This window comes from Duganella sp. GW822-FHT06D06, assembly GCF_058799615.1.
Genome location: NZ_JBXALQ010000010.1, coordinates 132,680 through 156,268, shown reverse-complemented (window position 1 = coordinate 156,268; position 23,589 = coordinate 132,680). Strand labels below are relative to the sequence as shown.

The following is a 23,589-nucleotide window of genomic DNA, read 5'->3' as shown; positions in this document are numbered from 1 at the left end:
ATTTACTTGGCGGCCGGCTTGCGACGACGCTTGCCGAACGCGGCCAGCAAGCTGATCCCGCCGAGCATCAGCGCCCATTGTTCAGGCTCCGGCACCGCGGTGACGCTGACGGTGAAGCTGCCCGAATAATCGGCCAGGCCATTCGGGGTACTGCCAAACACGCCGACCAGATCCGGCACGGCGTTCGGCGCTGCTGGATTGCGATAGTCCAGCCAGCTGAAGTTACTCAAGGTGATCGTGGTATTGCCGCTGCTGAAGGACAGGGAATTTGCGCTCTGCACTTCATCGGCATTGATGATGCCAAGTCCGCTGTTGCCGTGGGCCGTCGGTGCCGGATTGACGGTATTAAACGGCACATAGGCGGAAATGCCTGGGCCGCTGGCGCCGTTGAAGAACAGGTTCAGGCCAGCGGAAGGCGTCGGCCAGTTGAAACCGCCGCCGTCTGCGCGGAAGTAGTAGGTGTAGGTGCCGGGGCTGGAGAGATCCTGATGGATGGAGGCAGCCGCGCCGTTGCCGCTGTTGATCAGCGAACCGGCGTCATTCGGCGCGGCGAGCAGATACAGATTGGCCGCGCCATTGCTGCCGGTGGTGTCCCAGCCGTTGCCGATGTAGTTGCCGGCAGCGTTGATGTCATACACCGAAGCGCCAGTGAGCGAGATACCCGCCGCCGTAGCGGTGCTCATCCAAGTTCCACATACTGCCGTCGCCAGGACGGTCAGTCCCAAGCGGCCAAACGAAAACGCTGTCTTCAAAATATGCTCCTGTTTATGGTGACGAAATGACATCCTAAAAATAGAATATCATAAACAGTGCAAATCTAACAAGTTGGGGTCAAGTCTGACATTCGGACACGAGCTCTGCCGTAAGCGGTACTACGGCAGAGCTCGTGTCCGAATGTCAGACTTGACCCCCGTGTTATTTGACGCGCTGCTTCTCCAGCTTGCGCGCCAGGGTGCGGCGGTGCATGCCCAGGCGCCGCGCCGCTTCCGAGATGTTGAAGTCGGTCTCGGCCAGCACCGTGTGGATGTGCTCCCACTCCAGCGTCTTGACCGAGGTGGCGCGGTTGGTCAGTTCCAGCTCGGCCGCGCCGGCCACGTGCTCGAAGGCCGCTTCGATGTCGTCGGTGTTGGACGGCTTGGCCAGGTATTGGCAGGCGCCCAACTTGATCGCTTCCACCGCCGTGTTGATGCTGGCGAAACCGGTCAGTACCACGATCAGCATTTCCGCATCGTGCTGGTGCAGCATCTGCACGCAGGCCAGGCCCGACGAATTGCCCTTCAGTTTCAGATCCACCACCGCGTAGCCGGGCGCGTGGTCGACCAGCAGCGCGCTGGCTTCGTCCACGTTCTCGGCCAGCAGCACCTTGTAGCCGCGCCGTTCAAACGAGCGGCTCAAGGTACGGGCGAAGGCGGCGTCATCCTCGACCAGCAACAACACGCGTTCTTCTTCAGTAGTCATATTGATTACTTTCCGGTTTGATTTCAATTTCCGACAGCGGCAGCGTCAGGCGCACCAGCGCCCCGCCCTGCGGCCAGTTCGACGCCGTCACCGCGCCGCCCAAGGTGCGCGCAACGTTCACCACCAGGAACAGGCCCAGGCCTCCGCCCGGCCGACCCTTGCTGGAGTTGTAGGGCTTGCCCAACTGCGCCAGTATCTCCGGCGCGAAGCCCGGCCCCGCGTCCATCACCTTCAGCACCAATTGGTCTTCTTCGACGCTGGCCTCCATGCGCAGCCATTGCGGCGACGCCTCCAGCGCATTGTCGAGCACATTGCAAATCATCTGTTTCAAGGTCGAGTCGGACACCACCGGATGATCCGGCACGATGCGGTTGTCAAACTCGAACGCCACCACCGGCCGCCCGACCCGCCATTCCGCCACCAGTTCCGCCAGAAAGGTGTTGATGGTGGTGGCCGCCGACGATTCGCCGCGCGTCTCGCCGGCCGACAGCAAAATTCCGCTGACGATGGATTTGCAACGCTTGAGCTGTGTCTGCATCTCGACGATCTCCTCCAGCAGCACGGCGTTGGCCTTGAACTCGGGCATGTGCTTCCAGTCGCCGAGGATCACCGCCAGCGTCGCCAGCGGCGTGCCCAGCTCGTGCGCCGCGCCCGACGCCAGCAGGCCCATGCGAATGATATGGTCTTCCTCCGCCGCGCGCTGGCGCAGGTCGGCCAGCTTGGAGGCCGTCACGCGCACGTTGCGCATGATGCGCGTGATGAAGATGACCAGCAGCGCCGCGTCCAGTACGAAGCAGATCAGCATGCCCTGCACATACAGGCTGGAGATGCCACGTCCGTGGTCCAATGGCAGGGCCAACGGTTCGGAGAACAAGGCCAGCCCGCCGATGCAGGTGCCGGTGACGACGACGATGGTCCAGGTCGACCATGCCTCCAGCAGCACCGCGCCGAGGATCACATGCAGCAGGTACAGGAACACAAAGGGATTGGTGGCGCCGCCGCTCAGGTACAGCTGCGCCGTCAGGCTGGCGATGTCCACCGTCAGCGCCAGCAGCAGCTCGCTGTTGGACACCACCTGGTTTTCCTGCCAGCGCAGGGTGCTGGCGATGTTGAAGGCGATCAGGCAGGCCAGCACGTTCAGCATGGCCGGCAGCGGCAGGCGCACGTCGAACACCATGGTGGTGGCGAAGATGGTGGTGATCTGGCCCACCACCGCGATCCAGCGCAGCTGGATCAGCTGCTGCATGTTCTTGTGGCCGGCCGCGTGGGTGATGGTGTTGGCCGAAGCGTTCACCGCCGCCAGCGGCTCGATCACCGGCGCATTGGGCCGGCCCCGGTCGTACGGATTGTCGTTTTTCCTTGCCATTTATGCTTTAGTCTGTGATTTGCGCCCGTCGCGGACGACCCATACGGCGCCACCGACTATCATCAGCGCCAGCGCGTACCAGGTGACAGCATAAACCAAATGGTTGTTGACGAAGGAAACCACGGTCAGGCCGCCAAGCGGCTCGCCCTCTGCCGGCGAGCCGGAACCGGCGTCGGCATCGACGAAATACGGCGCCACGGCCGGCAGTCCGCGCGCACGGGCGATGGCTTGCACGTCGCGGGTGTACCAGTAGTTGCGGGCCGGTTCGTTCTGGCGCAGCCGGCCGGCGACTTCGCCCAGGCGCAACAGGCCGCTGACCGCGACCGTCTCGCCGCCGGCGGCGCAGGCATCGGCCCCGGCGGCCGGCGGCGCGGCCTGTGGCGCCCAGCCGCCGGATCCGGCGCGGATGAAACCGCGATTGACCATGACGATGGCGCCATCGGCCGTGCACAGCGGCGACAGCACCCAGTAGCCGATGCCACGGTCCAGCGAGGCCAGCACCTGCGTGTCGGAACCCTTCAGGTAGTGGCCGCTGAGGCGCACACGGCGATAGTCGTCCGCCTCGGCATTCAGCTGCGGCCATAGCGCCACGCCGGGCGCGTCCACCGGCGCCGCGTGCACGCGCTGCTCGACGCGTTCGATCAAGGCCAGCTTCCATTGCAGGCGCATTATTTGCCACGTCCCTAAAGCAAAAAACCCTGCAAACATCAACCCGGCCGCAATGGCCAGGCTGATGCGCAGGGCGCGGGAACGTGGGCGCGATGCCCCTTCCATCATTGCATGTCGCGCATGTTGTGCACGTCCGTACCCATGGACGGCATCATGTTGACGTTCATGTGGTACATGACCCAGATCGAACCGGCCAGTACGATGACCAGCAACACCAGCGTGAACATGGTCGCCAGCAGCGACCAGCCGCCTTCGATCTTGCCGTTCATGTGCAGGAAGTACACCATGTGGACGATCACTTGCACGGCGGCGAAGGCCAGGATCACCGCGGCGGTGGTGCTGGACTTGTCGAAGGCCTTGTTCATCACCAGCCAGAACGGGATCGCGGTCAGGATCACCGACAGGATGAAGCCGATCGCGTAGTCCTTCAGGCTGCCGTGCGGCGCGCCGTCGTCGTGACCGTGACCGTGGCCGTGGCCGTGGCTGTCGTGGCTATCATGACCGTGGTGGTCGTGGTTATGTGCGCTCATGGCAGAACTCCCATCAGGTAGACAAAGGTAAATACGCCGATCCAGATCACGTCCAGGAAGTGCCAGAACATCGACAGGCACATCAGGCGACGGTTGTTTTCCGGCGTCAGGCCGTGCTTGGCCAGCTGGAAGATCAGCGTGATCAGCCAGATCGAACCGAAGCTCACGTGCAGGCCGTGGGTGCCGACCAGCGCGAAGAACGAGGTCAGGAACGCGCTGCGCTGCGGACCGGCGCCTTCGTGGATCAGGTGAACGAATTCATCCAGTTCCAGGTACAGGAAGGCCAGGCCGAACAGGCCGGTGATGGCCAGCCAGACGATGGTGGCCTTCAGGTTCTTGCGCTGCGACGCGATCATCGCGAAACCGTAGGTGATCGAAGACATCAGCAGGAAGCCGGTGTTGATCGCCACGGTCGGCAGGTCGAACAGCTCGGCGCCGGTCGGGCCGCCCGCGTAGTTGCGGCCCAGCACGGCGTAAGCCGCGAACAGGCCGGCGAACAGCAGGCAGTCGCTCATCAGGTAGAGCCAGAAGCCCAGCAGCGTGCCGTTCTCCGGGTGGTGGTCGCGCACGTAGTAGCGTGCGCTTGGGTCGGCGCTCACGGCGCCGTTAGCGATAGTTTCAGACATGGCTTTCCAGCAAACGGGTATGCGCTTCTTCGGTGCGGATGACTTCTTCCGCAGGGATGTAGTAGTCGCGCTTGTAGTTAAAGGTATGCTTGATGATCGCGACCATCATGGCGACGAACGACAGGGCGGCCGGGATCCACATCTGCCAGACCATGCAGAAGCCCAGCGCGAACGTCAGCGCCGAGATGATGAAGCCGGCGGCGGTGTTCTTCGGCATGTGGATGGCGACGAAGCCCTTGGTCGGACGCTGGTAGTTGTTGGCCTTCATGTCGGCCCAGCTGTCGCTCTCATGCACCACTGGCGTGAAGGCGAAGTTGTAGTCCGGCGGTGGCGACGAGGTGGCCCACTCCAGCGTACGGCCGCCCCATGGGTCGCCGGTCACGTCGCGCAGGGCGTCGCGGTTTTTCCAGCTGACATAGAACTGCACCAGCATCGCGCCGATACCGGCGGCGATGATCAGCGCGCCGATGGCGGCGATCACGAACCATTTTTGCAGCGACGGATCTTCGAAGTGGTTCATGCGGCGGGTAACGCCCATGAAGCCCATCACGTACAGCGGCGTGAAGGCAACCCAGAAGCCCACCAGCCAGCACCAGAACGATACCTTGCCCCAGAACTCGTCGAGCTTGAAGCCGAACGCTTTCGGGAACCAGTAGTTCAAGCCGGCGAAGCAGCCGAACACCACGCCGCCGATGATGACGTTGTGGAAGTGGGCGATCAGGAACAGCGAGTTGTGCAGCACGAAGTCGGCCGGTGGAACCGCCAGCATCACGCCGGTCATGCCGCCGATGGTGAAGGTCAGCATGAAGCCGATGGTCCACAGCATAGGGACGTCGAAGCGCACGCGGCCCTTGTACATGGTGAACAGCCAGTTGAAGATCTTGGCGCCGGTCGGGATCGAGATGATCATGGTCGTGATGCCGAAGAACGAGTTCACCGACGCGCCCGAGCCCATCGTGAAGAAGTGGTGCAGCCAAACCAGGTAGGACAGCACGGTGATCACGACGGTGGCATACACCATCGAGGTGTAGCCGAACAGCTTCTTGGCGCTGAAGGTCGAGACGATTTCCGAGAACACGCCGAACACCGGCAGCACCAGGATGTAGACCTCAGGGTGGCCCCAGATCCAGATCAGGTTGACGTACAACATCGGGTTGCCGCCGAGGTCGTTGGTGAAGAAGTTGGTGCCGACCATGCGGTCCAGCGACAGCATCGCCAGGGTGACGGCCAGGATCGGGAAGGTGGCGACGATCAGGGCGTTGGTGCACAGCGCGGTCCAGGTGAAGACCGGCATTTTCATCATGGTCATGCCTGGCGCGCGCATCTTGACGATGGTGGCGATCAGGTTGACGCCCGACAGCGTGGTCCCTACCCCGGCCACCTGCAGCGACCAGATGTAGTAGTCGACCCCGACGTCAGGCGAGGCGGCGATGCCCGACAGCGGCGGGAAGGCCAGCCAGCCGGTACGCGCGAATTCGCCGACGAACAGCGAGACCATGGTCAGCATGGCGCCGAAGGTGGTCATCCAGAACGAGAAGTTGTTCAGGAACGGGAACGAAACGTCGCGCGCGCCGATCTGCAGCGGCACCACGTAGTTCATCAGGCCGGTGACCAGCGGCATCGCCACGAAGAAGATCATGATCGTGCCGTGGGCCGTGAAGATCTGGTCGTAGTGGTGCGGCGGCAGCGCGCCGACGTTGTCGCCGAAGGCGATCGCTTGTTGCGCGCGCATCATCAGCGCGTCGGCGAAGCCGCGCAGCAGCATGAAAATCGCCAGCACCATGTACATGATGCCGATTTTCTTGTGGTCGATGGAGGTGATCCAGTCGCGCCACAACGGGCCCCACAGGCGGAATTTGAACATCACGGCCAGGAAGGCCAGGCCACCGAGCGCCACCATGGCGAAGGTGGCGATCAGGATGGGCTCGTGGTACGGAATTGCTTCCAGCGACAGCCGCCCAAAGATCAGTTTGGTCAGGTTGAGATCAGACATGGTCATTCTTTACGGAGTGGTTGGGCCGTGGCGGTGGCGACTTTAGGCTCGCACACATCTTTCGGCAATTCTTTCGCGGCGGCGGCGGCCTGCATGCGCATGGCGTCCTGCTCCATCTGCGCGTTCATGCAGGTCGAGCCTTCGGCCACGCAACGGTTCAGCACCAGGTCGTACAGGCCTTTGTCGACGCTGCCGAAACGCATGATCGGATGCTTGATGCTCGGCTTGTCCAGGTCCAGGTAACCGGCGCGGGTCAGCGTGCCGCCGCCGGCGCGGGTCTTGGCAACCCAGGCGTCGAAGTCGCCCTGGCTGACGCCGTGGTACTTGAACTTCATGTCCGAGAAACCGGCGCCGCTGTAGTTCGACGAGAAGCCGTCGTACACGCCGACCTTGTTCATCACCGCGTTCAGCTGGGTCTCCATGCTGGGCATGGTGTAGACCATGCCGGCCAGCGCAGGAATGTAGAACGCGTTCATCACGGACGAGGCCGTCATGTGGAAGCGTACCGGCACGTCGATCGGGGTCACCAGTTCGTTGACGGTGGCGATGCCTTGTTCCGGGTAGATGAACATCCACTTCCAGTCCATCGCCACGACCTGCACCACCAGCGGCTTGACGCCGATGGCCACCGGACGGTTTTCGTCGATGCGGCTCAGTGGACGGTATGGGTCCAGCAAGTGGGTGTAGATCCAGGTGATCAGGCCCAGCACGATGACGATCAGCAGCGGCGCGCCCCAGATCAGCAGTTCGAGCTTGGTCGAGTGGTCCCAGTTCGGTTTGTATTCAGCGGAAGTGTTCGACTTCCTGTAGCGCCAGGCGAACAGGCAAATCAAAAACATGACGGGTACGATAATCAACAGCATCAGCAGTGTTGACACAACGACAAGGTGTGCCTGCTGGGCTGCGATATCACCGGACGGGTTCAACACGACCGTGTTGCAGCCTGCTAGCCACAACAGCGGTGCGAGGAACAGTCCACGACGCGCGAGAGGAGGAATCATGAGGTAATCTACGTTACAGTATGTGGATGATGTGTTACTGTACCAATCACGGAATGTTCTTGCCATTGGACACTTTGTCCTAGGAGCCGGGACATATACGTGATAAAAATATCAACGTAAAAGAGACAGAGATTATGGCCACTACGACAACACCAAACGGCGTGCATGTTGGCGCCCAAGAACCATCTCAGGCCGGTAATGATGCACGTAACATCAATGCACGGGACGACGATCACATCTCACCCGGCGAAATAGCGGTCGGCGTGGTTATCGGCCGCGCTTCCGAGTATTTCGATTTCTTTGTCTACGCGATTGCCTCCGTACTCGTGTTCCCTTCGCTGCTGTTCCCGTTCGACGGGCGCCTGGAAGGCACTTTGTACGCGTTCACCATCTTCTCATTTGCCTTTATTGCAAGGCCTATCGGCACCGTGATTTCAATGGCCGTTCAGCGCCGCTACGGGCGTGAGGCCAAGCTGACCGGGGCGCTGCTGCTGCTGGGCTCCACCACCGCCGGCATTGCTTTCCTGCCATCCTACGCCGACAACGGCTTCTACTCCATCATCATCCTGTCGGTGTTGCGCATCGGCCAGGGCCTGGCTCTGGGCGGCTCATGGGACGGCTTGCCGTCGCTGCTGGCGCTCAATGCGCCTGAGAACAAGCGCGGCTGGTACGCGATGCTGGGCCAACTGGGTGCGCCGACCGGCTTCTTCATCGCCGCCGGCCTGTTCTGGTACCTGATCGGCAACCTGAACGACCTCGACTTCATGGACTGGGGCTGGCGCTATCCGTTCTATGTAGCCTTCGCCATCAACGTGGTGGCGCTGTTCGCCCGCCTGCGCCTGACCTCCACCAGCGAGTACGCCAAGCTGCTGGAAGAGCGCGAACTGCAACCGACCAGCGTGATCGAAATGGCCAGCTCGCAGGGCCGCAACCTGATCATCGGCGCCCTCGCCGCCCTGGCCAGCTATGCGCTGTTCCACCTGGTGACGGTGTTCCCGCTGTCCTGGATCACGATTTACTCGCCGCGTTCGGTGACCGGCTTCCTCGGCACGCAGATGGTGGGCGTGGTGTTGATGGCCGTCGGCGTGGTGGCGTCCGGCTTGATCGCCGACCGCATCGGCCGCCGCCGCACGCTGGGCTCGCTGGCCATATTGATCGCGGTGTTCAGCGGCTTCGTGCCGATGCTGCTCAACGGCGGCGAAGCGGCGCAGGATGCCTTCATCATGCTGGGCTTCGCCCTGCTGGGCCTGTCGTACGGCCAGGCAGCCGGCGCGGTGACGGCCAACTTCCCGGCGCAATACCGCTACACCGGCGCCGCTTTCACGTCCGACCTGGCATGGCTGGTCGGCGCGGGCTTCGCACCGCTGGTGGCGCTGGGCGTGTCGTCGCAGTTCGGGCTGGCGTATGTGGGCTTGTACCTGCTGTCGGGCGCGGTCTGCTCGCTGGCGGCGCTGAGCCTGAACCGCGCACTCGATATCCGCAACTAATTAGTAGCCAGGGCGCCGCACGCCAGACATATACTTCTGCTAAGCTTTCGTTTTTTACCCCACCCGGAGTATCGAATGAAGGTATGCATAGTAGGCGCCGGCGCCATCGGCGGCTTTATCGGCGCCCGCCTGGCTGCGGCCCACGCCTGTGATCTGAGCGCTTACGCGCGCGGCGACACCCTGGCCGCGCTGCGCCAACACGGCTGGCGCCTGCAACAGGGCGACACGCTGATCCAGGCAGCCGCCCGCGCCAGCGACAGCGCGGCGGAACTCGGACCGCAGGACGTGGTGATCATCGCCGTCAAGGGCCAGGCGCTGGCCGCCGTGGCGCAGCAGATCGCGCCGCTGATCGGACCTGAAACCCTCATCCTCCCCGCCATGAACGGCGTGCCCTGGTGGTTTGGACAGGGCGTGGCCGCCATCGGCGACGAGCCGCTGGCCAGCGTCGACCCAGGCGGCCTGATCGCGGCGGCGCTGCCCTACCGTCAGGTACTGGGCTGCGTGGTGCACGCCAGCACCTCCACGCCATCGCCAGGACTGGTCAGCCACAAAATGGGCAATGGCCTGATCATCGGCGAACCCGCCGGCGGCGACTCCGAACGGGCACAGAAGCTGGGCGCCCTGCTGCGCCTGGGCGGCTTCGACGTCAAGGTGTCGGCCGATATCCGCTACGACATCTGGTATAAATTATGGGGAAATATGACCCTGAATCCGGTATCGGCCATCACCGGCGCGACGGCGGACCGCATCCTGGACGACCAGCTGGTGGCCGAATTCTGCCGCGCCGCCATGCGCGAGGCAGCCATCATCGGTGCGCGCATCAACTGCCGCATCACCGAAACACCCGAGCAGCGCCACCTGGTCACGCGCAAGCTGGGCGCCTTCAAAAGCTCCATGCTGCAAGACGCCGAAGCCGGCCGCATGCTGGAGCTGGACGCGCTGGTGGCCGCCGTGCGCGAGATCGGCCAGCGTTTGCAGCTGGCCACCCCGCACATCGACGCCCTGCTGGGACTTAGCCGGCTGTTCGGCCGCGTGCACGGCCTGTATCCCGAAGCCCAGCACTAAAGACAGCCTCCCGCCCATCGCCGCCAGCCGCGCGGCGACGGGAGCGTTGCGCAAATGCCTCAATATTGCAAATGGGACCATATCCGTTTCCCTCGCGATCACTCCGCATGACTCGCGCAGCCATGCGTTTGGCTTCCAAAGCCACTGCATAATCGCCAGTCACTCCCCGGTTTCGCTCTAAGATCGGCTCATTGCAGTAATGACACCGTTTCTGAGAACCCCTATGAAACCAGCATTGAACGTACACCCAGCACTGTCGGGTAAGCGCGTACTGATTACCGGCAGCACCGGTTTTCTCGCCAAGGTAGTGCTGGAAAAGCTCATCCGCAGCGTGCCGGACATCGGCCGCATCGTGCTGGTGATACGCGGCGGGCGCGGCAAGACCAACGGCGACGCCCGCACCCGCTTCGAGCGCGATATCGCCAGCTCCTCCGTCTTCGACCGCCTGCGCGCCGAACGGCCGGCCTTCCTGGCCGAGTTCTTCGCCGAGCGCATCGAATGCGTAACCGGCGAGGTGACCGAGCCGTGCTTCGGCCTGGCGCTGGCCGAGTTCAACGCCCTGGCCCGCCGCGTCGACCTGGTGATCAACGCCGCCGCCAGCGTCAACTTCCGCGAAGCGCTGGACGAGGCGCTGGCCATCAACGCCCTCAGCGTCCAGAACGTCGCCGAGCTGGCGCGCACCAGCAACGCGCCGCTGGTGCAGGTGTCCACCTGCTACGTCAACGGCTACAATCGTGGCGCCATGCTGGAGCAGAATGTCACCCCGGCGCGCGCCGCCATCCCGCGCCACGCCGACGGCCATTATGATTTATACGGTTTACTCAAACACCTGCAACACCGCGTCGCCGCCATCAAGGCCGAAACCACCGACGCCGAGCAGCTGACGCGCCGCCTGACGGAACTGGGCATCGCCGAAGCCAACTACCACGGCTGGAACGACACCTACACCTTCACCAAGTGGATGGGCGAGCAGCTGGCGATGCAGGCCATGCGCGGCAAGACGCTGACCATCGTGCGCCCATCCATCATCGAAAGCACCCTGCAGGAACCGGTGCCCGGCTGGCTGGAAGGCGTGAAGGTGGCCGACGCCATCATCCTGGCCTACGCGCGCGGCAAGACCAGCTTCTTCCCGGCCAAGCCGAACGAGATCGTCGACATCGTGCCGGCCGACCTGGTCGCCAACAGCATCATCCTGGCCGCCGCCGAAGCGCTGGCCGAACCGGGCGCCACCCGCATCTACCAGGCGTGCACCGGTTCCGCCAACCCGATCTCGGTCGGCCGCGTGATCGAACTATTCCAGACCGAATCGCAGCGCAACTGGCGCAACTACGAGCGGCTGTTCTACAACGAGCCGAAACACGGCTTCCGCGTCGTCAGCCGTCCGGTCTTCCTGTTGATGCTGCGGGCCATGAGCCTGGGCGCGACAGCGTGGAGCGGCGTGCGCCGCCTGCTGGGCGCGGGCGAATCGCCCAAGCTCGAGGCACTGCGTACCACGCAGCTGCTGGCGTTGACGTTCTCGTTCTACACCGCGCCGCGCTACGTGTTCCATAACAAATCGCTGCTGGCGCTGGCGCAGCGCTTCGGCAGCGAAGACCGGGCGCGCTACATGGTCGACCCGACCGTCATCGACTGGCCGGACTACCTGTGCCGCATCCACATGACGGGCTTGAACCGTTATGCGCTGCGGCCGCGCTCACCCAAATCGTTGGAGGCGGCGGCGGCAGCGGCGCCGGTTCCAGAGCAGGAAACTGAAGCCAGACCGGTAAAAATATAAGCGGACGCCGGCAAAGATCCGGCGCCGCACGAGGAGACAGCGTCATATGAGCAAACCAACCGCAGCACCGGCGGCAATGACACGTCGCGACTATGCATGGCATCGCATGGACACCGACAAGAACCTGATGGTCATCAACAGCATCCTGTTGTTCGAGGGTGCGGTCGACATGGAGCGGCTGGTTTCGACCATCGGCCTGCGCCTGCCGAACTATCCTCGCTTCACGCAGAAGGTGGTGCAGCGGCGCGGCCGTCCGCACTGGGTGGAGGACGAACAGTTCAATATCGCCCAGCACATCAAGCTGGAGCAGATGTCGCAAGAAGTCAGCCGCGAAGAGCTGCAAGGCCACATGACCCGCATCGCCCACCTGCCGCTGGAACGCGACCGGCCGATGTGGCACATGACGGTGCTGGACCGCGTCAACGGCGGGCACGCCATCGTGTTCCGCGTCCACCACTGCATCACCGACGGCCTGGGGCTGGTGCACGTGCTCAATCACCTGACCGACGACAACGGCGTGCATGGCCGCACGCCCTCGCCGGTCGGCCATCCTCACCGCGCCACCGTGGCGCAGAACGCCGTATGCTCGGCGGTGGTGCGCGGCGTTTCGTGGCTGAAGATCGCCTTCCACGTCGCGCGGCTGTCGGTGCTGTGGCCCGACGCGCCGAGCCAGTTCAAGGCGCCGATGACCGGCGCCAAGCAGCTGGTGTGGCTGCCGCCGCTGGAAATGGACCGCGTGCGCGCCATGTCCAAGCGCATGGGCGTGACCTTGAACGATGTGTGGGTGGCGGCCGTCTCCGGCGCGCTGCGCCAGTATCTCGGCGAGCGCGGACAACGTCCCGACGGCCGCGCGCTGCGCGCCGCCGTCACCTTCAACCTGCGCGAGAAGGCCAACGCCTTCCAGCTGGGGAACGAGTTTGGTCTGGTGGCGGTGGATTTACCCACCAACGTAGACGATCCCTGTGTGCGCCTGCGCCAGTCGAGCGAGCGCATGACCGCCATCAAACGCTCGCACCAGCCGCTCGCCACGATGGCCTTCCTGTCGATCGCCGGCTGCCTGCCGACCGCCTTGCAGCACTTTGCGCTGAACCTGTTCACGTCCAAGGGCTCGGTGGTGCTGACCAATATCGAAGGCCCTGGCAGCCGCCGCTACCTGGCCGGCTCGCGCATGACGGACCTGATCTGCTGGGTGCCGCAAGCGGGCAAGCTGGGCGTGGGGCTGGCCTTCATCTCGTATGCAGGCCAAATCCAGCTGGCCCTGTTCGTCGACACCGACCTGGTGCCCGACCCGGACCGCCTGATGACGCTGACCTACGACGCCTTCGAGGAACTGGAGCTGGCCACCCGCGCTGCGCCGGGCGAAACGCAACGGGAAGCCGCCCACGACGGAATGACGGGATCGCCGTTGGGGATCGCGATTCGCTAGTCAAAGCGAATGCGCAGCGGGTAAAGCTGCGCACAGGGGGTGCCACCGCAGATGGCTGGTTTGAACTTCGCTTTAACGAACTGTGCAGCTGCAAATTGTGTGGTGATCGCATCGGGCGACTTCAACACCGTGGCATTGACGAACTTCCCATTTTCGTCAATCAGCACATCCATTGCCAGGTCGCCAGGCATCCCCGTACCACTTCTCGCGATCGTCGCTGACTGCCAATAGCGTGGTTCACATTGGCTCACACATTATTACTTTTGACAATATTGCCAGAGTTGTCGTCATACCTCCGTCATATTCAACAAGTACATTCACCACTTTCACACTGGAGCTGAATGGCCCGAGCACGTTCGCCCAACCCGCGCGCATCAGTCCCGCCGATAGTAAAAGCGCCCCCTCACCGCCCTGGTCTTGGTCGTGCGGCCGGTCGCGATCCTGCTATCGGGTTCGCTGTTCTGGCTGCTCTCCCACATTTTCTGAACCAAGGATGCACCATGCGACTGAATGAAACCGATCTGATGGAGCGCGTACAGCGCGAACTGACCGACAGCTACGACGAAGAGCTGGAAATGGAACTGGAAGACCGCGAGATCGATCCGGTCACCCGCGAAGTCTTGGTGAGCGAACGCAGCGAAGTAGCCAAGGAAGCCCGCCGCCAGTACTTCCGCGAGCTATTCCGTCTGCAAGCGGAGCTGGTCAAGCTGCAGGACTGGGTGGTCCACACCGGCCACAAGGTGGTGATCCTGTTTGAAGGCCGCGACGCCGCCGGCAAAGGCGGTGTTATCAAGCGCATCGTGCAGCGCCTGAATCCGCGCGTGTGCCGCGTGGCCGCGCTGCCGGCGCCGAACAACCGCGAACGCACGCAGTGGTACTTCCAGCGCTACGCCTCGCACCTGCCGGCCGCCGGCGAGATCGTGCTGTTCGACCGCAGCTGGTACAACCGCGCCGGCGTCGAACGCGTGATGGGCTTCTGCACCGACGACCAGTACGAAGAGTTCTTCCAGACCGTGCCGGAATTCGAGCGCATGCTGGCGCGTTCCGGCATCCAGTTGATCAAGTACTGGTTCTCGATTTCGGATGAAGAGCAGAACGCGCGCTTCCTGGGCCGCATCCACGATCCGCTCAAGCAGTGGAAACTGAGCCCGATGGATCTGGAGTCCCGCCGCCGCTGGGAGGAGTACACCAAGGCCAAGGAGATCATGCTGGAGCGCACCCACATCCCGGAAGCGCCGTGGTGGGTGGTGCAAGGCGTGGACAAGAAGAAGGCGCGCCTGAACTGCATCCACCATCTGCTGCAACAGATGCCCTATGTGGAAGTCGAACATCCGGCGATCCAGCTGCCGGAACGCGAATACCACGACGACTATGTGCGCCGCCCGGTGCCGCTCGAAATCATCGTGCCGGAAGTGTACTGAGTGCCCCCCGTGTGCTAGAGTTGACCGATCGTCCATATAAGGAGATCGACATGCAACTCGGCGCATTTTCCATCAGCCTGGCGGTCAAGGACCTTGCCGCTTCGCGGGCTTTCTATGAAAAGCTGGGCTTCAAGGAGTTCGGCGGCAGCGCCGCGCAGAACTGGCTGATCCTGAAGAACGGCGACCATATCATCGGCCTGTTCCAGGGCATGTTCGAGAAGAATATGTTGACCTTTAATCCGGGTTGGGACCAGAACGCCAAGGCGCTGGACGGCTTCACCGACGTGCGTGAGATCCAGCGCCAGCTGAAGGCGCTGGGCATCGGCCTGGACAGCGAGGCGGACGAAAGCACCACCGGCCCCGCCAGCATCATCCTCACCGACCCGGACGGCAATCCGGTCCTGATCGACCAGCACCTGTAGCATCGGTGTGAGCAGCGTCGATCACCTCACCGTCACCGCGCCCACGCTTGCCGCCGGCGCGGCTTTGGTTTTCAAGACACTCGGCGTAGCGCCGCAGCCCGGCGGCGAGCATCCGCGCAGCGGCCGCCGCCAGCACCGAAGATCTGAGCATAGTGGAGCCGATGTCGCGCGGACAGCGCAACTGGCTGATCACCATACCGGCCGACGGCTCCATTGCGCTGGACGGCATAGCGCCCGCATTGATCGAGTGGGACGACCATCCCCACCCTGCTTCCGGCTTGACAGACCACGGCCTGTCGCTGTCCAGGCTGGAGATTTTCCATCCGGATCCGCAGCGGGTTTCCGCCTTGCTGACTTCCCTCGCGCTGTCAGATGTGGTTGAATGCCGGCATGGCGACCAGCCGCGCCTGGTCGCCCACATCAACACGCCACAAGGCATGAGAGAACTATCACTATGACCCTGAGCCACGTCACACCAGTCCTGCGGAGCTGCAACGAAGCACAAACGCGCGAGTTCTATATCGACTTCCTCGGCTTCCAGATCGACTGGGAGCACCGTTTCGAGCCCGGTCTCCCGCTGTACATGCAAGTCTCCAGGGGCGACTGCACGCTGCACCTGACCGAACATTTCGGCGACTGCAATCCTGGCGGCGCGATCCGCATCGCCACAAACGGACTGGACGCTTTCCGCGCCGAGCTCATCGCCAAGCAGTTCAAATTCGCCCGCCCCGGCGTCGAGGACAAACCGTGGGGCAGCCGCGAGATGTCCATCAGCGACCCATCCGGCAACCGGCTGACCGTCGTTGCCACAGACAGCGATGCTTAAGCTGGCGCTGCCGCTATTGATCGGGGGCCTGGCATCTGTCACGGCGCATGCCGCCGGTGCGGAAGAAAAACCAAGGAACGAGATCGTGCTGAGTTCGCCAGGCGGCCAACTGGCACGGCTCACCTTGGGCAAGAACCTGCGCGAATTCGGCTTCGAAGCGATACGGGACAATGCCAGCCCAGGCTCTCGCAACTCGCAGCTCGCCGCTGCAATTGCCGGCGCGGCAAAGAAAGACTTCATCGAGGCAGGCATCGAAGCATCCAGGAGAGCTTTGATAGAATGCCAGCAGGAGACATCCACGCTACTGGTCATGCCATCGTTGCGCAGCGACAGCCAACAAGCCCATTGCTATCGATTCTAATTACCCCTAAAGGAAGGCAAGGCAATGGCCTGGCTCATCATCAAGTATCTTTTAACGTCCGCCGTCGTGGTGGGCGTTTCCGAGATCGCCAAACGCAGCGACCGGATCGGCGGCCTGATCGCCGCGCTGCCGCTGGTCACCCTGCTTGCGTTGATCTGGCTGTACCTTGAAAAACAACCCGAGCAGAAGATCGCCAATCACGCGTGGTACACCTTCTGGTATGTGGTACCCACGCTGCCGATGTTCCTGGCGTTTCCGGCGCTGCTGCCACGGATCGGCTTCTGGTCGACCCTGCTGGCCTGCATCGTCATCACGGTCGTCTGCTTCGGGCTGTTTGCGCTGCTGGTGCGTCGATTCGGTATCGACTTGCTGTAATGCTTAGAAGCGGTGGCGCAAGCCGGCGGTGAGCTGGCGATTGCCGATACCTGGCTCCTCGCTGTTACCTTCCGTGTAGCCGCCGCCGTTATGGTTGCGTATCACCGCATACGAGGTGTAGATGTCGGTGCGGCGCGAGAGCAAGCCGATGGAAACGGCGCCGTACTTGCTGCCCAGGCCAACGATGCTGGTGCGTCCGAACAGCGTGTTGTTCTGGGTGGAGCTGCCGTTGTCGGCATGGATGCCGCCTTCGATGACAAAGAAGGCCGTCGCACCGCCGCCCAAGTCTTCGCTGCCACGGAAGCCCCAGCGGCTTTGGGTCGCCATGCCGCTGGTGGCGCGGGTCGAGGTGCCGGCGATGCCGCCGCGGTCCTGCGAAATACCCATGTCCATCACCCCGTAGAAGGTCACGTTACTCTGGGCGAAAACAACCGGCCGACTTCAGAATACTCATGTGCATGGTCTGCACCAGGTAGCCAGGCAGCCAGGTCAGGAACAGGTAGAACGAATAACCGTAGGCGGCGAAGCCGATGGTCAGGCCCCAGATCTTGGATTTGGTCAGCAGATAGCCCAGCATGTTCAGCGCGCCGGCTTCCGACGGGCCTTCCGGCGCAGCGCCGCCATCCTGGATATAGCGCAGCTCTTCCTTGCTCAACTAAAGGCCGTGATGGTCGCGGCCACGCCCCACAGGAAAGCGCCTCAACGGCCGACGCGGGTAGGACCGAAGCGGTCCATCACCATGCCAACCGGAATCTGCAGCAGCGAGTAGGACCAGGCGAAGGCGCTGAACAGCAGGCCCAGCTCGACCGGCGTCAGGTTGAACAGCTCCTTGATCTGCGGCGCGGCCACGGACAGGCCGATACGGTCGATGTAGTTGATCAGTACGCCTACGCCCAGCAGCGCGCCTATACCCCAGCGCCGTTTTGGAATCTTTGTGGTCATTGTTGTTTTCATGGTTTCTCCAGATGAGTTATGGATTGCCCGCTATTGCTGCGGCTATGGGTACTGCAAAATAAGACTGACCAGCTGCCGTGGCGGCAAGGTCAGGTCCAGGCGCAGGCCGGCTTCATCGGCCTGCAATGGTTCAAGGTCGCGCAACTGGCTGTCGAGCAGGCTGGGCGGCATGTAGTGGCCGGCGCGGGCTTGCATCCGGCCTTCGATGACGGCGCGTTCGCCGCTCAGGTGGGCGAAGCGCAGGTCCGGATCGCCTTGACGCAGCAAATCGCGGTAGCGGCGCTTGAGCGACGAACACGACAACACCAGCCCCTCGCCGCGCTGCTTCGCTTCACTGATTTCTGCTTGCAGCGTCAACAGCCATCCCGCACGGTCATCGTCATTGAGCGGAATGCCGGCCGACATCTTGGCGACGTTTTCCGCCGGATGGAAACTGTCGCCCTCAAGGAACGGCAGGCCGAGTTCAGCAGCCAGGCGCGAACCGATTTCGCTCTTCCCGCAACCGCTGACACCCATGACCACCCACCGACTCACTGCACTACTGTTCATACTCGCCTCTTCGTTGTTAGCGCTAACATGCCGTGTAGTGTAGCGGTTCATGGATCGATGTAAAGGAGATTTCATGCTGCGGCGCAGCAAGTTTGGCTCCGCTTGGACGCTGGCGGGCAAGCTGGCACTTTTCCAGTCCGCACAGTTGAAAATCCAGGAAAGCTATGTTAGCGCTAGCAGTGCAGCGTTTTTTAGCGGCGCTCGAGGCGCCGCCAACCGGACTTGGTAGACTTAGTACGGCGTTTGCGTGTACGGACGCGCTGCGCCGCCCTTGCCCCATTCCGTATTGGGCTTGGCGGACATGGTGAATACCAGCTCGCCGCCCGCCGTGATCTGATCGTGCCGCAGGAAGGTTTGCGCCAACGGCTTGCCGTTCAGCGTAACGCCGGCGACGTACACATTCTCCGCACTCAGGCCCACGCTGCGGATGGTGAAGACCTTCCCGTTCGGCAGGTTCATCACGGCCTTGTCCAGGAACGGACGGCCGATCACGTACTCGTTGCTGCCCGGCGCCACCGGATAGAAGCCGAGCGCCGTAAAGGCCAGCCATGCCGACATCTGCCCCAGATCGTCGTTACCCGACAGGCCAGCCGGCGTCGTGTTGTACTGCGACGCCACCACCTGCGTCAAACGCTTCTGCGTCTTCCATGGCGCGCCGGCGTAGTTGTACAGGTAGGCCACATGGTGCGAAGGCTCGTTGCCATGCGCGTAGTGGCCGATCAGGCCGGAGATGTCTTCCATGTGGGCGTACACCTTCTCGTCCACCTTGGCGTCGAACATCATGTCTATCTTGTTCTGCAAGCCGGCGTCGCCGCCCAGCATCTTGATCAGGCCCGCGTTATCGTGCGGCATATACCAGGAATACTGCCACGCGCTGCCTTCGGTGTAGTCGCTGCCGAAGTTGGACAGCACCGGATCGAACGGCTCGCGGAAGCTGCCGTCGGACTTCTTGGCGCGCAGGAAGCCGGTCTTGGTGTCGAAGGAGTTGCGGTAGTTCTGCGCCCGCTTGTAGTAGCGCGCGGCGACATCCTTCTTGCCCATCTTCTCCGCCATGCGGGCGATGGTCCAGTCGTCGAAGGCATATTCCACCGTCTTCGACGCCGCTTCCGGTTCCAGGTCGATCGGCACATAGCCCAGCTTCATGTAGTGCTGAAGACCGCCGTAGGGGCCGTATTCCGCGCTGCTGGTCATCGCCTTCAAGGCTTCCTCGGCGTCGAAGCCCTTCAGGCCCTTCATATAGGCGTCGGCGATCACCGGCACGGCGTGATAGCCGATCATGCACCAGGTCTCAAGTCCGTGGAACTGCCACACCGGCAGGATGCCGTAGGGGCTGGCCTTCTGCGATTCGATCAGCGAGCGCACGAAGTCCACATTGCGTTGTTCCGGCTGGATCAGCGTCAGCAAGGGATGCAGCGCCCGATAGGTGTCCCACAGCGAGAAGGTGGAGTGATAGCGGAAGCCCTGCGCCTGGTGCACCTCGTTGTCCGGCCCACGGTAGCGGCCATCGCGGTCCATGAACAGGCCAGGCGCCAGCATGCTGTGGTACAGCGCCGTGTAGACCATTTTTCGCATGTCCGGCGCCGCTTCGATCGCCACCGCGCCCAGCGCCTCGTTCCATGCGGCGGAGGCCTTGGCCCGTTCGGCGTCGAAGTCCCAGCCCGGCATCTCGGCGAGGTTGGCGATCGCGCCCTCCTCGCTGACGGCGGAAATCGCCACCTTCACTTCCAGCTGTCCGTCCGCCGGCACGCCGAAGTCCAGCGCGCCGACCAGCGCCTTGCCTTCGACCATGGCCTTGTCTCCAGGACCGCTGCCCGGGCCGGCGAAGCCCTTGTACTCGACGTCCGCCTCCATATTGCGCAGGGCGCGCGACTTCAGCGGATGCGAGAACGCGATGGCGAAGTACAGCTGGCGGCCGGCGGCCCAGCCGCGCGTTTCGCGCATGCCGGTGATCAGGGTGTTGTCGCGCACCCGCAGCCGAGACCACAGGTTCTTGGCCTTGTAGTCGTAGATGCTGCTGCGCAGATCAAGTATCACCTTGGCTTCCGCGCCCTTGGCGTAGCGGTAGCGATGCAGGCCCACGCGCTCGCTGGCGGTCAGCTCGACATCGACCTCGTTGTCCATCAGCTTGACGGCGTAGTAGCCCGGCTCCGCATGCTCGTCCTGGTGTTTGAAGCGCGAGCGGTAGCCGCTGAAAGGACGCTCGGGGTAGCCCGGTTCCAGTTTGGTCTCGCCGCTGTAAGGCATCAGCAGCAGGTCGCCCAGGTCGGAATGGCCGGTGCCGGAGAAGTGGGTATGCGAGAAGCCCAGTATGCTGTCGTCCTCGTAGCGGTAGCCGGCGGCCCAGGGATAGCTCTGGCGGAACGGCCGCACCTGCGTATCGGGACTCAGCTGGATCATGCCGAACGGCCGCGCCGCGCCGGGGAAGGTATGGCCGTCGCCGCCGGTGCCGATAAACACATCGACGGCGGCGGCGGGACTGGACGGCTCCGCAGCGATGGCAGGAAGGGCCAACACCAGCGCGAGTGCGCCGGCAGGTATCAGTTTAATGGCGTGCATTCGGCTTCCAGAGGTAGGGGCGATCCGACTTTATAGCCCTGGACGCCGCACCGGTCAACCGCATGGCTTCATGCAAGCCACTTGTTTAGCGTATCCGCTAAACAAACGCCCTATTTGTACCAGGGCCGCGTTATTTGCAAGGGCCGCACATCGAGCCGCAGGTTCAGGATCGAATAGCCCTCCGAGCTGGCGGACGCGTAGCCGACGCTGTCCACCAGGCGGCTGAACTTGAACTCGAAGCCCAACTCCTGGCGCGCCTGGCCCGGCGCGGCGGTGGCGATGCCGATCGCCTCGGCCTGCGAGTTGTCGATCAGTTTTTCCATCATCACCAGCACGGCGTTGTGGCCGAGGATATCGGCGGAATAGACCGGCTCCCTCAACGCCGGCTGTTGCGGATCGACCTTGCCCTCCGCCTTGTCGGCCGACGGCGTGAACTGGCGTGTCCGCAGGTTATAGCGGTCGCCGCGATCCAGATAGCTGATGCGCACATTCGAGATATTGAAGTCCTTGCCGCCGTCGGTGCTCGCTTGCGACAGGTCGAGCAGCAGCGCGCCCTGATAGCCCAGCACCTCGACCTCCCGCGCAGCATTGATCACCATCGCGGTATTCTCGTCGATGCCCAGGCCCAGCTTGTATCCCTTCTTCAGCATGGCCGGCAGCATGCGGGCAAAGCGCCCGCGCGCCAGCAGGTGCTGGTCGACAAAGACATCGCCGCCGATGAAACCCAGTCCCGGCGCCAGTTCGCGGCCGTCGTTGACGCCCTGCGCGAGCGTGCCGAATACGGTCTTGGCGTTGTAGTACATGGTGCTGCTCATGATCGCCGCGCCGGCGCTGCTGCCGGCGATGACACCGCCACGCCGGTAGACATTCCAGATCGCTTCCAGCACCGCGGTGCGGCTGCCGTCCGGGCGCACCAGCGCCTGCGTGATCAGCGCCTGGTCGCCGCCGGTGAAGTAGACACCACCAGCCGCGCGGATCGCCGCAGCCAGGGCGGCATCGTCGGCGTCGCGGCGATAGTCGCGATCCTTCAGGTTGGCCGACACCGGCACCACAAACGCGGACGCGCCATAACGATTCAGATAGCCGGCCAGGTTGGCGCCGGAACGCTCGGGATTGGCCGCGGCGCTCGGCAGCACCGCAATCCGCGCACCCGCGCCGCCCGCCAGCTGCACCACACGCTGCCAGACCACCGCGTTATCGGCCCGCAGCGCACCGCCGACGATGACCAGCGAGCCTTGCGGCGCGAGGTCCGCAGCACCAGCCTGCGCGCACCAGAACAAACCGGCCAACAACAACCCAACTAAACGCCTCATGTCTTGCTTCCCTTCGCAGCTTTGCGCTTCTTCGTTGCGGGGCCGTACAGATAGGCGGATATCGCCTCCGTCAGCCGCGCGGCTTTTTCAACATTGTCCTTGTTCGACACCATCAGCGACACCGCCAGGGCTTCGATCACCGCCACCGCCGCCGTCGCGCTGCTCGGCAGCACGGCGTGGCCGCTATTCGCGTACAGCACATGCTCGGACACTTCGACCAGCGGCGAAGCCGGGGCGTCGGTGATCGAGATCACGCAAGCGCCATGGTCGCGCGCAAATTTCGCCAGCCGTATCACATCCAGAGCATAGCGCGGGAAGGAAATCACCACCAACAAGTCGTTGGGGCCGACCGTCGCCAGGTGTCCGGCCGCCACTTCGGTGCCGCCCTGCCCCGCCACTTCCACCACATGCGGACAAAACGGCTGCAGGTGCAGCGACAGCAACCCCGCCAGATAGGACGACAGCCCGAACCCCAGCACATACACGGTGCGCGCGCCGCTCAGCTTCGCCACCACCTGCTCCATCTCCGCCTGCGACTGGGCGTTGCGGGTCGCGCCGATATTGGCCAGCGCGTACTCCATGCTCTGGTCGCCCGGCCATACCGAACCCTTGCGATTCTCGATGGTGTGGCGCAGCTTGTCCACCGGCTGCATCTCGGAGTGCAGCGTCTCGGCGACGGCGCTGCGCATCGCACCGTAGTTGGCGAAGCCGATGTCGCGCGCAAAGCGGCTGATGGTCGCGGTGGACACCTGGCAGCCTTCGGCCATCTCGTCGATCTTCAGGGCCGTCACCCGCATCGGGTTGCGCAGGACGAAATCGGCAATGCTGCGGTTCGACGCCGATCCCTCGGCCAGGACGCCGGACAGCACATGGCCCAACGGCGACCGGGCGAACGCCGACGACAAGTGTGCCTTGCTTGCTGATCTACTGCTTGTCATCCAGCTCTCCCACATCCAAAAGTCCGTAAGCATACTTACATTTGCAGCGATTATGGAATCCAATTTTCAGCCGACTGGAAGTTACAAGAAAATTCGACTAACATAGTAAAAAATTAACTCGGAGGGTAGCCATGGTTTCCAGCGTCTCATCGGGCAGCGCGCACCGGACGGAATTGAGCGCCAGCGCGCAGGATCGCATCGGCATGATCATCAAGCACATCAAGTCGCTGCGCAAAAAGGTGGCACAGCTGCAGAAGCAGCTGATGAACGAACCCGATCCGGCGGTGCGCCTGAAACTGGCCAAGGAAATCGAAGACGTTCAACGCACCATCCAGCTGCTGGAACGGCAGATAGCCCAGATCGAAGAAGCGGAGAAGCGCCGCGCCAAGCTCAGGCAGGAGGCCAGGCACGCCATGGCGGCGGAGAACGCCGCCGGCGATCAGCACCACAAGCCGCAGAATTGAACTGACAACCGTATT

27 protein-coding genes are annotated in these 23,589 nt (G+C 63.1%); 11 read left to right on the top strand and 16 right to left on the bottom strand.

Annotated elements, in window-relative coordinates:
• Positions 1–2: 2 nt before the first annotated feature.
• The 8 genes from AC1RMD_RS19395 to cyoA all read right to left on the bottom strand — a co-directional run bounded on the left by AC1RMD_RS19395 (position 3) and on the right by cyoA (position 7,643).
• Entirely contained in the window at positions 3–683 is a 681-nt protein-coding gene (locus tag AC1RMD_RS19395; RefSeq protein WP_492928420.1) for a PEP-CTERM sorting domain-containing protein, read from the bottom strand.
• Between the two features lie 232 nt (positions 684–915).
• Positions 916–1,458 (bottom strand): response regulator transcription factor, encoded by a 543-nt coding sequence (locus AC1RMD_RS19390; RefSeq protein ID WP_026334555.1) that lies wholly within the window; start codon positions 1,456–1,458, stop codon positions 916–918.
• On the bottom strand, positions 1,448–2,824 hold the full coding sequence (locus tag AC1RMD_RS19385) for an ATP-binding protein (protein ID WP_492928418.1): 1,377 nt from the start codon (positions 2,822–2,824) through the stop codon (positions 1,448–1,450). The genes AC1RMD_RS19390 and AC1RMD_RS19385 overlap by 11 nt, the downstream gene beginning before the upstream one ends.
• Positions 2,825–3,598, bottom strand: a complete 774-nt coding sequence (locus AC1RMD_RS19380) for an SURF1 family protein (RefSeq protein ID WP_492928525.1) — start codon at positions 3,596–3,598, stop codon at positions 2,825–2,827.
• Entirely contained in the window at positions 3,598–4,023 is a 426-nt protein-coding gene (cyoD, locus tag AC1RMD_RS19375; protein ID WP_492928416.1) for a cytochrome o ubiquinol oxidase subunit IV, read from the bottom strand. Before cyoD ends, AC1RMD_RS19380 begins: the two co-directional genes overlap by 1 nt.
• Complete coding sequence (cyoC, locus tag AC1RMD_RS19370) at positions 4,020–4,649, bottom strand: cytochrome o ubiquinol oxidase subunit III (protein ID WP_492928414.1); 630 nt, start codon at positions 4,647–4,649, stop codon at positions 4,020–4,022. Before cyoC ends, cyoD begins: the two co-directional genes overlap by 4 nt.
• A complete protein-coding gene (gene cyoB / locus AC1RMD_RS19365) occupies positions 4,642–6,642 on the bottom strand; it encodes a cytochrome o ubiquinol oxidase subunit I (protein WP_492928412.1) in 2,001 nt (666 codons plus the stop codon). Before cyoB ends, cyoC begins: the two co-directional genes overlap by 8 nt.
• Before the next feature lie 2 nt (positions 6,643–6,644).
• Positions 6,645–7,643 carry a ubiquinol oxidase subunit II gene (cyoA, locus tag AC1RMD_RS19360; protein WP_492928410.1) on the bottom strand — a complete coding sequence of 333 codons (999 nt, stop codon included), beginning with the start codon at positions 7,641–7,643 and terminating at the stop codon, positions 6,645–6,647.
• A gap of 134 nt (positions 7,644–7,777) precedes the next feature.
• On the opposite strand from cyoA, the gene AC1RMD_RS19355 reads away from it, so the two are divergent.
• The 4 genes from AC1RMD_RS19355 (at position 7,778) to AC1RMD_RS19340 (ending at position 13,395) form a co-directional block, all read left to right on the top strand.
• Positions 7,778–9,130 carry an MFS transporter gene (locus AC1RMD_RS19355; protein ID WP_492928407.1) on the top strand — a complete coding sequence of 451 codons (1,353 nt, stop codon included), beginning with the start codon at positions 7,778–7,780 and terminating at the stop codon, positions 9,128–9,130.
• Between the two features lie 75 nt (positions 9,131–9,205).
• Positions 9,206–10,195 (top strand): 2-dehydropantoate 2-reductase, encoded by a 990-nt coding sequence (locus tag AC1RMD_RS19350; protein WP_492928405.1) that lies wholly within the window; start codon positions 9,206–9,208, stop codon positions 10,193–10,195.
• 223 nt (positions 10,196–10,418) lie between these two features.
• Positions 10,419–11,969, top strand: a complete 1,551-nt coding sequence (locus AC1RMD_RS19345) for an SDR family oxidoreductase (protein ID WP_492928404.1) — start codon at positions 10,419–10,421, stop codon at positions 11,967–11,969.
• Between the two features lie 46 nt (positions 11,970–12,015).
• Positions 12,016–13,395, top strand: coding sequence for a wax ester/triacylglycerol synthase family O-acyltransferase (locus AC1RMD_RS19340; protein ID WP_492928402.1), 1,380 nt, complete (start codon positions 12,016–12,018; stop codon positions 13,393–13,395).
• On the opposite strand, the gene AC1RMD_RS19335 is transcribed toward AC1RMD_RS19340, so the two are convergent.
• Positions 13,392–13,586: an energy transducer TonB gene (locus AC1RMD_RS19335; RefSeq protein ID WP_492928398.1), complete on the bottom strand. Its 195-nt coding sequence runs from the start codon at positions 13,584–13,586 to the stop codon at positions 13,392–13,394. The two genes, AC1RMD_RS19340 and AC1RMD_RS19335, sit on opposite strands and share 4 nt — an antisense overlap.
• 309 nt (positions 13,587–13,895) lie before the next feature.
• Here AC1RMD_RS19335 and ppk2 point away from each other — a divergent pair, with 309 nt between their 5' ends.
• From ppk2 to AC1RMD_RS19305, 6 genes are all read left to right on the top strand, one after another.
• Positions 13,896–14,816 carry a polyphosphate kinase 2 gene (gene ppk2 / locus AC1RMD_RS19330; protein ID WP_492928396.1) on the top strand — a complete coding sequence of 307 codons (921 nt, stop codon included), beginning with the start codon at positions 13,896–13,898 and terminating at the stop codon, positions 14,814–14,816.
• Between the two features lie 50 nt (positions 14,817–14,866).
• Entirely contained in the window at positions 14,867–15,238 is a 372-nt protein-coding gene (locus AC1RMD_RS19325; RefSeq protein ID WP_492928395.1) for a VOC family protein, read from the top strand.
• A gap of 161 nt (positions 15,239–15,399) precedes the next feature.
• Positions 15,400–15,696, top strand: a complete 297-nt coding sequence (locus AC1RMD_RS19320) for a VOC family protein (protein WP_492928393.1) — start codon at positions 15,400–15,402, stop codon at positions 15,694–15,696.
• On the top strand, positions 15,693–16,064 hold the full coding sequence (locus AC1RMD_RS19315) for a glyoxalase superfamily protein (RefSeq protein ID WP_492928391.1): 372 nt from the start codon (positions 15,693–15,695) through the stop codon (positions 16,062–16,064). The genes AC1RMD_RS19320 and AC1RMD_RS19315 overlap by 4 nt, the downstream gene beginning before the upstream one ends.
• Entirely contained in the window at positions 16,057–16,425 is a 369-nt protein-coding gene (locus AC1RMD_RS19310) for a hypothetical protein (protein WP_492928389.1), read from the top strand. The genes AC1RMD_RS19315 and AC1RMD_RS19310 overlap by 8 nt, the downstream gene beginning before the upstream one ends.
• 24 nt (positions 16,426–16,449) lie before the next feature.
• Positions 16,450–16,800, top strand: a complete 351-nt coding sequence (locus tag AC1RMD_RS19305; protein ID WP_492928388.1) for a DUF3147 family protein — start codon at positions 16,450–16,452, stop codon at positions 16,798–16,800.
• A 3-nt stretch (positions 16,801–16,803) separates the two neighbouring features.
• On the opposite strand, the gene AC1RMD_RS19300 is transcribed toward AC1RMD_RS19305, so the two are convergent.
• From AC1RMD_RS19300 to AC1RMD_RS19270, 7 genes are all read right to left on the bottom strand, one after another.
• The gene (locus tag AC1RMD_RS19300) at positions 16,804–17,211 is read right to left on the bottom strand and encodes a porin (RefSeq protein ID WP_492928386.1); all 408 of its coding nucleotides are present in this window, start codon (positions 17,209–17,211) and stop codon (positions 16,804–16,806) included.
• A gap of 1 nt (position 17,212) precedes the next feature.
• A complete protein-coding gene (locus AC1RMD_RS19295) occupies positions 17,213–17,455 on the bottom strand; it encodes a hypothetical protein (protein ID WP_492928385.1) in 243 nt (80 codons plus the stop codon).
• A gap of 44 nt (positions 17,456–17,499) precedes the next feature.
• The gene (locus tag AC1RMD_RS19290; RefSeq protein ID WP_492928383.1) at positions 17,500–17,754 is read right to left on the bottom strand and encodes an MFS transporter; all 255 of its coding nucleotides are present in this window, start codon (positions 17,752–17,754) and stop codon (positions 17,500–17,502) included.
• A 42-nt stretch (positions 17,755–17,796) separates the two neighbouring features.
• The gene (locus tag AC1RMD_RS19285; RefSeq protein ID WP_492928523.1) at positions 17,797–18,270 is read right to left on the bottom strand and encodes a gluconokinase; all 474 of its coding nucleotides are present in this window, start codon (positions 18,268–18,270) and stop codon (positions 17,797–17,799) included.
• Positions 18,271–18,534: 264 nt separating this feature from the next.
• Positions 18,535–20,859 (bottom strand): GH92 family glycosyl hydrolase, encoded by a 2,325-nt coding sequence (locus AC1RMD_RS19280; protein ID WP_492928381.1) that lies wholly within the window; start codon positions 20,857–20,859, stop codon positions 18,535–18,537.
• A 110-nt stretch (positions 20,860–20,969) separates the two neighbouring features.
• Positions 20,970–22,172 carry a cyanophycinase gene (locus AC1RMD_RS19275; protein WP_492928379.1) on the bottom strand — a complete coding sequence of 401 codons (1,203 nt, stop codon included), beginning with the start codon at positions 22,170–22,172 and terminating at the stop codon, positions 20,970–20,972.
• Positions 22,169–23,110, bottom strand: a complete 942-nt coding sequence (locus tag AC1RMD_RS19270; protein WP_492928376.1) for a MurR/RpiR family transcriptional regulator — start codon at positions 23,108–23,110, stop codon at positions 22,169–22,171. Before AC1RMD_RS19270 ends, AC1RMD_RS19275 begins: the two co-directional genes overlap by 4 nt.
• A gap of 131 nt (positions 23,111–23,241) precedes the next feature.
• Between AC1RMD_RS19270 and AC1RMD_RS19265 the strand changes: the two genes are divergently transcribed.
• Positions 23,242–23,574, top strand: coding sequence for a hypothetical protein (locus tag AC1RMD_RS19265; protein WP_492928373.1), 333 nt, complete (start codon positions 23,242–23,244; stop codon positions 23,572–23,574).
• Positions 23,575–23,589 lie beyond the last annotated feature (15 nt).

Coding starts and splice junctions, on each gene's coding strand:
- AC1RMD_RS19380 (WP_492928525.1), bottom strand. CDS start 3,598: ATGGAAGGGGCATCGCGCCCACGTTCCCGCGCCCTGCGCATCAGCCTG.
- cyoA (WP_492928410.1), bottom strand. CDS start 7,643: ATGATTCCTCCTCTCGCGCGTCGTGGACTGTTCCTCGCACCGCTGTTG.
- ppk2 (WP_492928396.1), top strand. CDS start 13,896: ATGCGACTGAATGAAACCGATCTGATGGAGCGCGTACAGCGCGAACTG.
- AC1RMD_RS19385 (WP_492928418.1), bottom strand. CDS start 2,824: ATGGCAAGGAAAAACGACAATCCGTACGACCGGGGCCGGCCCAATGCG.
- AC1RMD_RS19310 (WP_492928389.1), top strand. CDS start 16,057: ATGCTTAAGCTGGCGCTGCCGCTATTGATCGGGGGCCTGGCATCTGTC.
- AC1RMD_RS19290 (WP_492928383.1), bottom strand. CDS start 17,754: ATGAAAACAACAATGACCACAAAGATTCCAAAACGGCGCTGGGGTATA.
- AC1RMD_RS19280 (WP_492928381.1), bottom strand. CDS start 20,859: ATGCACGCCATTAAACTGATACCTGCCGGCGCACTCGCGCTGGTGTTG.
- AC1RMD_RS19265 (WP_492928373.1), top strand. CDS start 23,242: ATGGTTTCCAGCGTCTCATCGGGCAGCGCGCACCGGACGGAATTGAGC.
- AC1RMD_RS19350 (WP_492928405.1), top strand. CDS start 9,206: ATGAAGGTATGCATAGTAGGCGCCGGCGCCATCGGCGGCTTTATCGGC.
- AC1RMD_RS19395 (WP_492928420.1), bottom strand. CDS start 683: ATGAGCACCGCTACGGCGGCGGGTATCTCGCTCACTGGCGCTTCGGTG.
- AC1RMD_RS19335 (WP_492928398.1), bottom strand. CDS start 13,586: ATGCCTGGCGACCTGGCAATGGATGTGCTGATTGACGAAAATGGGAAG.
- AC1RMD_RS19270 (WP_492928376.1), bottom strand. CDS start 23,110: ATGACAAGCAGTAGATCAGCAAGCAAGGCACACTTGTCGTCGGCGTTC.
- AC1RMD_RS19390 (WP_026334555.1), bottom strand. CDS start 1,458: ATGACTACTGAAGAAGAACGCGTGTTGTTGCTGGTCGAGGATGACGCC.
- AC1RMD_RS19275 (WP_492928379.1), bottom strand. CDS start 22,172: ATGAGGCGTTTAGTTGGGTTGTTGTTGGCCGGTTTGTTCTGGTGCGCG.
- cyoB (WP_492928412.1), bottom strand. CDS start 6,642: ATGTCTGATCTCAACCTGACCAAACTGATCTTTGGGCGGCTGTCGCTG.
- AC1RMD_RS19285 (WP_492928523.1), bottom strand. CDS start 18,270: ATGGGTGTCAGCGGTTGCGGGAAGAGCGAAATCGGTTCGCGCCTGGCT.
- AC1RMD_RS19355 (WP_492928407.1), top strand. CDS start 7,778: ATGGCCACTACGACAACACCAAACGGCGTGCATGTTGGCGCCCAAGAA.
- AC1RMD_RS19305 (WP_492928388.1), top strand. CDS start 16,450: ATGGCCTGGCTCATCATCAAGTATCTTTTAACGTCCGCCGTCGTGGTG.
- AC1RMD_RS19320 (WP_492928393.1), top strand. CDS start 15,400: ATGTCGCGCGGACAGCGCAACTGGCTGATCACCATACCGGCCGACGGC.
- cyoC (WP_492928414.1), bottom strand. CDS start 4,649: ATGTCTGAAACTATCGCTAACGGCGCCGTGAGCGCCGACCCAAGCGCA.
- AC1RMD_RS19315 (WP_492928391.1), top strand. CDS start 15,693: ATGACCCTGAGCCACGTCACACCAGTCCTGCGGAGCTGCAACGAAGCA.
- cyoD (WP_492928416.1), bottom strand. CDS start 4,023: ATGAGCGCACATAACCACGACCACCACGGTCATGATAGCCACGACAGC.
- AC1RMD_RS19325 (WP_492928395.1), top strand. CDS start 14,867: ATGCAACTCGGCGCATTTTCCATCAGCCTGGCGGTCAAGGACCTTGCC.
- AC1RMD_RS19345 (WP_492928404.1), top strand. CDS start 10,419: ATGAAACCAGCATTGAACGTACACCCAGCACTGTCGGGTAAGCGCGTA.
- AC1RMD_RS19340 (WP_492928402.1), top strand. CDS start 12,016: ATGAGCAAACCAACCGCAGCACCGGCGGCAATGACACGTCGCGACTAT.